The sequence below is a fragment of the Nonomuraea sp. NPDC049152 genome (genome assembly GCF_040648355.1).
Lineage (GTDB): Bacteria > Actinomycetota > Actinomycetes > Streptosporangiales > Streptosporangiaceae > Nonomuraea.
Genome location: NZ_JBEZDO010000058.1, coordinates 21,002 through 28,437 on the forward strand (window position 1 = coordinate 21,002; position 7,436 = coordinate 28,437).

A 7,436-nucleotide genomic window follows, 5' to 3' on the forward strand; every position below is an offset into this window, starting at 1 on the left:
CTTCGGTCTCCTGGTACTTTGTAGTACCGAGTACCACTACACGGTACCACAGAGTAGTGAACCAATGCCTAGTGTTCCGCACCTTTAATGCGGCGCAGAAGTAATTCCAGAGATGTGAGGATCTCTTCGGCTGTCTTGGTCCAGACGAACGGCCTGGGATCGGCGTTCCAGGTGTCTACCCACGCCAGAATGTCCTTCTCCAGCGCGGTGACGCTCGTATGGACGCCTCGCCGGATAAGTTTGTCGGTGATCAGCCCGAACCAGCGTTCCACCTGATTCAGCCAGGAGGCGCTGGTCGGCGTGAAGTGCATGTGGAAACGAGGATGGCTGCTCAGCCACGCCTGGACGGCCGGGGTCTTGTGAGTGCCGTAGTTGTCACACACGATGTGCACATGCAGGTGGGAAGGCACCTCGCGGTCGATCTTCTTGAGGAACTTCAGCCATTCCACCGACCGATGCCGCCGGTGCATCGAGGCGATCACCTTCCCGTCGGCGATGTCGAACGCCGCGAACAGGCTGCTGGTGCCGTAACGCACATAGTCATGGGTGCGCCGCTCAGGCATGCCAGGCATCATCGGCAGCACCGGCTGCGACCGATCCAGGGCTTGGACCTGGGACTTCTCATCCGCACACAGCACCACGGCATGCTCGGGCGGATTCAGATACAACCCGACGACATCATGGACCTTCTCGATGAACAGCGGATCCTTCGACAGCTTGAACGTCTCGGCCCGATGTGGCTTGAGCCGGAACGCCTTCCAGATACGCCCCACCGTCGAAGGCGACAGCCCCGACCGCTTGGCCATCGAGGCGCGTGACCAGTGCGTCGCGCCGGCCGGCGTCGACTCCAAGGTATCGACCACGACCTGCTCGACCTGGTCATCGGTGATCGTCGAGGGACGGCCCGGCCGCGGCTCATCGATCAGCCCGTCCAGCCGCAACTCGGTGAAGCGCCGCCGCCACTTGGCCACCATGTGCGCGCCCACCCCCAACCGGGCGGCCACTTCAGCGTTACTCGCACCCTCCGCGCAGGCCAGCACGATCTTCGACCGCAGCGCCAACGCCTGGGCGCTGCTGGCCCGCCGCGCCCAGCGCGTCAACGCGGCACGCTCGTCATCATCGAGTGTCAATTCGGCCTTGGGCCGGCCCGACCTCGCCTCATCGGCGAGCCCCGCCAGCCGCGAGTCCGCGAACCGACTCCGCCACTTGCGCACCGTATCCGGCGTCGCACCCATCGCGGCAGCCACCCCCGCATTGCTGCTGCCCGGCTCCGCACAGGCCAGCACCAACCGCGCCCGCCAGGCCAGCTTCGAGGAGCCCACCGCCAACTGCGTGAGCTGATCACGCTCGCGATCGGACAGGATGATCTGAACCGCCTGAGGACCAGAACGCGCCATCACAACACTGTAGCGACTTATGACGCGCATTAAAGGCGAGGACTAGTGGTCGCGCCCGTTAGTTCGTCGGGGGTGCGTGGCGGTCGTGATGGTTGAGCCGGGTCAGTAGCTGGTTGAGGTGTGTGCGGCTGAAGGTCCAGTCGAAAGGTTTGGCGGTCGCGTTGGAGCGGTCCTGAAAGGACAAGAGCCGGTCGGCTACCTCGTCGACGTCGAAGAAGTAGGCCGTCCGAGTATGGGATCTCAGCTCGGGGACGCAGATGGGCGGGCCGTTCACCGGTCATACCGACGCTGTCTGCATGGCTGCTGTAGTGGAGTTCGACGGGCAGTCGGTGGCCGTGACCGGCAGCTACGACGAAACGATCCGCATGTGGAACCTGAACACAGGCGAAGAGATCGATGCATCCCGCGCTGGCAAGCGGCACTGGACGGGCGCAGTCGGCGCCACCACCCTCAACGGCCGACCAGTCGCCCTGACCGTCACCCAAGACGGCACCCTCAGGGTACTCGACCTCACCACCGACCGGTCGACCACTACCTCCCCCGCCGATCGGCACGGCGAATCCGTGCAAAACCTCGCCGTCACCACCATTGGCGATCGGCCGGCCGCGATCATAGCTAGCGGCAACAGCTCAGACCCCGTGAAGATATGGGACCTGGCCACGGGCAACGCCCTCGGCGGACTTCCCACCAGAGCCACCGGAGCGGTTGCCGCCGCCACAGTGAACGGTCAACCCATCGCTGTGACCACCAGCTACCAGACGGTACGCGTGTGGGAGCTCACCACCCGCAGGCAAATCGGACCCGACTTGCACTTCCCCAAACCCGTAACAGAGGTGGCAATCAGCGTAGACGGACACGTCATCGTCTGTTTTGACCGCGACATCGCCGTGTTCACCAACACCCCGGCGCCGCGCGAACATTGAGGTGACCTCAGCGAAACAGTTCGGGCGATTGGGATTTCTTGGACGCCGTCCGTGGCGTTCCGGGCCTTTCGGGAGGAGTCGCTGAAGGCCGGAAACACACGTGGAGCCCCCGGTAGAAGAGGTCTCACCACAAGAATCTCAGTCGACCGGAAGGCTCCACGTGATTGCTCATCGTGCCACGCTCGACGTCTCACGCGCATTCGTTCGGTACGTCGCGCGGCTCCTGAACGAAGAACGCCGACTGCGTGGAACCCCGCAAGGTAGCCGAGCCTTGAGCCCGTTTCGGCAAGCAGTCATGGTGCTGCGCTGGTTCCGCGGCGAGCACGACGTTCCCAAGCTCGGCCGCGACCATCGCATCTCCCGGGCCACCGCCTACCGCTACGTCCACGAAGGCATCAGAGTTCTCGCAGCTCAAACCCCTGATCTACACGAAGCCCTCGACCGCGCCCAAGCCGAGAGACTCGCGTATGTGATCCTGGACGGCACCCTGATCCCCATCGACCGGTGCGCCGAGCAGACCAGATCGCCATGTAGGTCAGTCACGGCGCTGACCGCCGCGCCAGCGCCTTCCAGCACCCCGAGAACGCCGCCCGCGAGGTCGCGGCCATACTTTGACTGGACAGCGCCCGCGTTGTCGGTGACGGCGGCGACGTCGTTGGCCAGGCCGGAGTAGGCGAAGTGCTGCGTGGCGCCGGCCTTGGCGCGGCTGGTGAGGCGACCGAGGGCGTCGCAGGTATAGGCAAGTTCGCCGTCATTGACGAGTTGGTCGAAGGCGTTGAACGTCAACTGGCGGATTGCGCCGTCCTTCGTCTCGGTGGCCAGGGTGCCGCGGGCAGTGTAGGTGTAGTCGACGCCGGCGCCTGAGGTGAGGCGATTGCGCTCGTCGTAGGTGTGGGTCTGAGTGCCCGCCTGGCCGCTGGTGGGGGTGATAAAGGTCATCCGGCCGATCGGCCCGTGTTGATTACCGGTCCCAAGGCTGCCCACGGCCTCGTTGCCGACACCGTCTCCAACGAGGCCGCCAAGGTCAGAGGCCCTACAACGATCAGCGGCTCAAGATAATGACCATTTCTGCGAGCCACACGAGCTACATCCGGGTCCGCGCGTACGCTTGCAGTGCGTCGCGGACGAACGTCGCCCCCGCGGCGTCGTCGTACATGCCGGCGAAGCGGGGGTCGTCGACGTACATGTCCCCCAGACCTTTCACCATCTCGATCGAGCGCTCCCGGTCGCCCTCGGCCGTGGGGGTACCCGGGATCTGGCTCAGCCACTGGACGTGCCGGGCAGCCAGTGACTGAGCGTGTTCCGATGTCGGAGAAACCCCGGCCTTCGCTGCGGCGACCCATGCGGCGACGAGGTCTTCGGTGGCCTGCTTCCAGGCCCGCTGCTGGTCAAGGGTCTTGCCGTGCCACCAGTCGTTGCTCACTTGGAACGCGCGCTCGCCCCAGCGTGAGATCACCTCGTCCTTGTAGCGGTCGTTGAACCCCGCCAACATAACGTCCATCCGCGGTTCCGCCCCCGCCTGCAGGGCCTCGAGCGTGTGACGCACAGACCGGATCTGCCGTTCGATGCGGTCCCGTTCCTCTTCCAGTGCGGCGATGTGGGCGCGGAGCCCGTCGCACGTGTCCACCTCGTCGGCCAGGACCTCGGCGATGGCCGGCAAGCCCATGCCGAGCTGGCGCATGAGCAGGATCCGCTGTAGCCGCGCGACCGCGGTGGGGTTGTAGTAGCGGTACCCGTTCTCGCCGACCCGGGACGGGGCCAAGAGTCCGAAGCGGTCGTAGTGACGCAGGGTGCGGCTGGTGATGCCGGCCCTCGTCGCGAGTTCCTGGATCGTCCACTCCATCGTTCCAGTGTTACCCGCGGCGGAGCGTGGTTGCGATGATCTCCGAGCTTTCGGCGTGCAGGGCCTGCGCCGCCGTCTGCCCGGTCGCCGCCAGGTAGGCGTCGACCAGCCGGTTGCCCGCGGCGTACCCGGCGCCCATCGGCAGTCCCACCGGGGTGAGGCCGAAGCGCTCGGCGCTGGGGTCGCCGTGCACCCAGGCAGTGAAGTTCTGCATGCCTGTCACGTCGAGCCCGGTGAGTACCTTGCCGAAGATCTCGTCGTCGTGCAGGTGCGGCACGCCGATGCGGGTGGGGCCGAGCTCGTCGCCGTAGAGCTGTCGGGCGAAGGCGTCGGCCAGGCCCTCGGAGACGATGTGATCGCCGACCGTGACGGTCATCGGGTCCCACACGACCCCGCCCGGGCCGAACCGCAGGTTGTGGTTGAGTTCGTGCACGGCGGTGGCCTCCAGCCGCTCCACGTTCTCGGGGAAGGGCCAGAGCGTGATCACGATGTGGCCCGAGATGCCGCCGAACCCGGTCACTCCTCGGCAGGGGCCCATGAAGTGCTCGTCACCCGGATCGCCGAGGACGAACAGCACGGTGATGTCCGGGGCCTCCAGCCCCGGCGTCGCCTCCAGCAGTACGGTGAGAGCCTCGTCGAGGGCGCGTTGCATCCGCTCCCAGGCTCCGGCCGCCGCCAGGGTTTCGAGCGCGTCGAGGCAACGCTCCTCGTCGCGGTCGATGGGGAACCCGGACGCTTCGAGGTGCATGGCCACCAGGTCGACCTCGCCGGGGTAGTAGCGGTACATGCCCCTGGTGGGCTCCAGCATCGAACGCAGCAGGTCAACGCGGTCCGCGACCGGGGCCAGCAGGATCCGCCTCATGGCGGAGTAGGTGTCAAGAACAGTGATCGACATGGCCCCGATGCTAGAAGTTGACGCAGCGTCAAGGTCAAACCAGCGGCGCTCTTCGTCGAAGTACGGCCGGCATGCCGTCACCCAGTCCCGTCATGACCGGCGGTTCGCCGCTGCGATGGACTCACGCAACTTGGTCAGCCGCTGTTCCAGTGTGCGCAGCTCCTCGGTCTTGCAGTCCGCGGTGAACAGCATCCACCGCTGCACCCCCGCCGTCGCCAACTGCGAAATGCGCTCGGTGAAACCGTCCCGGTCGGGGGAATCATCCCGGCCGAGCTGGTGGACCTGCTCTACCGGGCCGACAGCAGACGTCGCCTGCGGATTCTACGGAGCGTGTACGAGTGCGGGGTGTTCCAGCCCCTGAGGGAGAAGCTGCGGTATAAGGAGCCCGTCGTGCGATCGCGGGCAGCCAGGTCACGTCGGTCCTCCACGCGCCGACCGAGATCAGCGCCATCGGGAGCCTGTCGACGACGGCCAGTGCGAGGAAGGAGAAGAGGCCTTCCCCACCATGACAACACCTGAGTTGGCGACAGGGACCACCGCCGCCGGAAAACCGTTTGAGCCTTCCTTCCGCGTTCCCGTAGGTTGCCTGCGGCCCCGTCGCAGTGAGGACAGAGGACAAACCGCGTGACCCCGCCTGCTCTTTAGACCTGACACTTTCTTCCGCTCACCTTCAAGTCGACCCTCCGGTCGGCTCTGCCGGGCTGCCCGTGCGCGCCCGGTCATACAGCGTTTGAGGCCGCGCGCAATCGGCCTCGTGTCAGGTCTAGAGAGATCATGTCTTCACAACCTCATACTGCGCTGCCCTGGGTCGTTCGTCGGACCAGGCTGCCTCTGCTGTCGTTGCGGTGCGTGGACTGCCGGTCGGAGTCGGCCACCACCGACGAGGGCAGGTTCCGTGTCAACGCCAACGGCAAGCTGCTGGACGTGTGGCTGCTGGTCCGCTGCGTGTCCTGCGATCGGACGAGCAAGCTCACCGTGCACGAGCGAGCGCCGGTCAGATCCTTCGATCCAGCCGAGCTCGACGGCTACCACGCCAACGATCCGGAGCTGGTGGCGTCCAGGCTGTTGGATCCGCTGCTCGCCCGGCGCAACCGCTTCACCCTGGACTGGAATGGAGCCTGGCGGCTGGACACCCCGTCGGCATGGCTCGACGAGGCGTGGCCGATCCAGGTGGAGGTCGTCTTCAAGGACCCGGCGCCGGTGCGCCCAGAGCGGCTCATCGCGCAAGGGCTCGGCCTCAGCAGGAACGAGGTGCTGCGCCGGATCAAGTGCGACATTCCGCTGCGCCGTCCGACGAGCGCCGGATTCACCTTTACCGTGATGGCCGGGGACTAGCGGGCATGTAGCCGCGGCGCGCGATCCCATCAAGCATCCGTGCGAAATACGCCTCGTCCAGCGGCGGCTCCGGCGGCATGGAGTCGCCCCCGGCGGCCACGGTGTGCGCGGAGCGGGCCAGCGCAGGCAGATAGCGGGGCTCGGGGACGATCATGTAGGCCATGCCCTCCCAGCAGGTCAGGGTGAAGCTGTATGCGGGCTTGCCCTCATGTTGCAGCAAGTCCTGCTTCCAGACCGCTGATGCGACACCGCAGCAGACCTGATCGCCACCGGAACCTCGGCCTTCATCACCGGCTCCACGATGGCACCGCAGACGGCAAGCCATGTACGTGATAATGGTCTGTTATCACGTACATGGGGCCCGAACGATCACGGCCGACCAGCGGATCCGTCCTCAGGGGCGATGTGTTACTCGGGCACGTTATCCGGTGCATCGCACCCGCCGCGGGCACCGGTGACCGCGGCCGCCGGACGTTAGATCACCGCGATCGGCTCCGACTGCGTCGACCAGGGCGCCAACGACGGGCCGCCGACCGGGTGGGAGAACGAACTCGCCGAGCTGACAGACCGCCTGACCAGTCTGGCAGGCCCATCAGCGCCCAACTCCGTGACCACCAGGCCGCCGCGGCCGGCTGGCGCCACGCCGCCCGCGTAGGGTCCCCGTAGCAATCGCGGAAAATCCAACGACGCGCTCGCCGCGGCCGGGGTGAGCCAGGTGTTCTCCGAGAAGATCTCCACCAGGGCCACCATCCGGCCCGAGCTTGAGTCGGCCATCACGCTCGCCCGCCCTGTCGGGGGTGGAACGCGAGTACATCCGGGACCGCACCCTGGAAGGCCACGAGTCCGCCGGCACACCGCGTAACGCAGGTCTCCGGGAGTGGTGACGCCCAGGAGACGCTGCACACCCGAGCACCCACACTGAGGTATCGCCACCTCATGCGCCTGGCGGAGCGCCCGGCGAACCCGGCGTCTTCGCCCGCTCGCTGATGTCACGGGGTGACCAGCCACATCGTGAGCTGCTCGCCGGGCCCGGCGGCGACCAC

Annotated in this window: 8 protein-coding genes; 2 read left to right on the plus strand and 6 right to left on the minus strand. The window is 66.4% G+C overall.

Going from position 1 to position 7,436, the window contains the following annotated elements; translation table 11 throughout:
• Nucleotides 1-68: 68 nt before the first annotated feature.
• Nucleotides 69-1,397 carry an IS630 family transposase gene (locus AB0B45_RS49850; protein ID WP_358145833.1) on the minus strand — a complete coding sequence of 443 codons (1,329 nt, stop codon included), beginning with the start codon at nucleotides 1,395-1,397 and terminating at the stop codon, nucleotides 69-71.
• A gap of 257 nt (nucleotides 1,398-1,654) precedes the next feature.
• Here AB0B45_RS49850 and AB0B45_RS49855 point away from each other — a divergent pair, with 257 nt between their 5' ends.
• Nucleotides 1,655-2,320: a WD40 repeat domain-containing protein gene (locus AB0B45_RS49855; RefSeq protein ID WP_358145835.1), complete on the plus strand. Its 666-nt coding sequence runs from the start codon at nucleotides 1,655-1,657 to the stop codon at nucleotides 2,318-2,320.
• Between the two features lie 411 nt (nucleotides 2,321-2,731).
• Here the strand turns inward: AB0B45_RS49855 and AB0B45_RS49860 are convergent, their stop codons facing one another.
• The 3 genes from AB0B45_RS49860 to AB0B45_RS49870 all read right to left on the minus strand — a co-directional run bounded on the left by AB0B45_RS49860 (nucleotide 2,732) and on the right by AB0B45_RS49870 (nucleotide 5,058).
• On the minus strand, nucleotides 2,732-3,259 hold the full coding sequence (locus AB0B45_RS49860; RefSeq protein ID WP_358145837.1) for a hypothetical protein: 528 nt from the start codon (nucleotides 3,257-3,259) through the stop codon (nucleotides 2,732-2,734).
• A gap of 145 nt (nucleotides 3,260-3,404) precedes the next feature.
• Entirely contained in the window at nucleotides 3,405-4,163 is a 759-nt protein-coding gene (locus AB0B45_RS49865; RefSeq protein WP_358145839.1) for a MerR family transcriptional regulator, read from the minus strand.
• A gap of 10 nt (nucleotides 4,164-4,173) precedes the next feature.
• Complete coding sequence (locus AB0B45_RS49870) at nucleotides 4,174-5,058, minus strand: DUF2268 domain-containing putative Zn-dependent protease (protein WP_358145841.1); 885 nt, start codon at nucleotides 5,056-5,058, stop codon at nucleotides 4,174-4,176.
• Nucleotides 5,059-5,907: 849 nt separating this feature from the next.
• On the opposite strand from AB0B45_RS49870, the gene AB0B45_RS49875 reads away from it, so the two are divergent.
• Nucleotides 5,908-6,393 carry a DUF1062 domain-containing protein gene (locus AB0B45_RS49875; protein WP_358145843.1) on the plus strand — a complete coding sequence of 162 codons (486 nt, stop codon included), beginning with the start codon at nucleotides 5,908-5,910 and terminating at the stop codon, nucleotides 6,391-6,393.
• On the opposite strand, the gene AB0B45_RS49880 is transcribed toward AB0B45_RS49875, so the two are convergent.
• Complete coding sequence (locus tag AB0B45_RS49880; protein WP_358145845.1) at nucleotides 6,371-6,613, minus strand: hypothetical protein; 243 nt, start codon at nucleotides 6,611-6,613, stop codon at nucleotides 6,371-6,373. The two genes, AB0B45_RS49875 and AB0B45_RS49880, sit on opposite strands and share 23 nt — an antisense overlap.
• 254 nt (nucleotides 6,614-6,867) lie before the next feature.
• Nucleotides 6,868-7,143 carry a hypothetical protein gene (locus AB0B45_RS49885; protein ID WP_358145847.1) on the minus strand — a complete coding sequence of 92 codons (276 nt, stop codon included), beginning with the start codon at nucleotides 7,141-7,143 and terminating at the stop codon, nucleotides 6,868-6,870.
• Nucleotides 7,144-7,436: the final 293 nt, after the last annotated feature.

Coding starts and splice junctions, on each gene's coding strand:
- AB0B45_RS49865 (WP_358145839.1), bottom strand. CDS start 4,163: ATGGAGTGGACGATCCAGGAACTCGCGACGAGGGCCGGCATCACCAGC.
- AB0B45_RS49855 (WP_358145835.1), top strand. CDS start 1,655: ATGGGCGGGCCGTTCACCGGTCATACCGACGCTGTCTGCATGGCTGCT.
- AB0B45_RS49860 (WP_358145837.1), bottom strand. CDS start 3,259: ATGACCTTTATCACCCCCACCAGCGGCCAGGCGGGCACTCAGACCCAC.
- AB0B45_RS49850 (WP_358145833.1), bottom strand. CDS start 1,397: ATGGCGCGTTCTGGTCCTCAGGCGGTTCAGATCATCCTGTCCGATCGC.
- AB0B45_RS49885 (WP_358145847.1), bottom strand. CDS start 7,143: ATGGTGGCCCTGGTGGAGATCTTCTCGGAGAACACCTGGCTCACCCCG.
- AB0B45_RS49870 (WP_358145841.1), bottom strand. CDS start 5,058: ATGTCGATCACTGTTCTTGACACCTACTCCGCCATGAGGCGGATCCTG.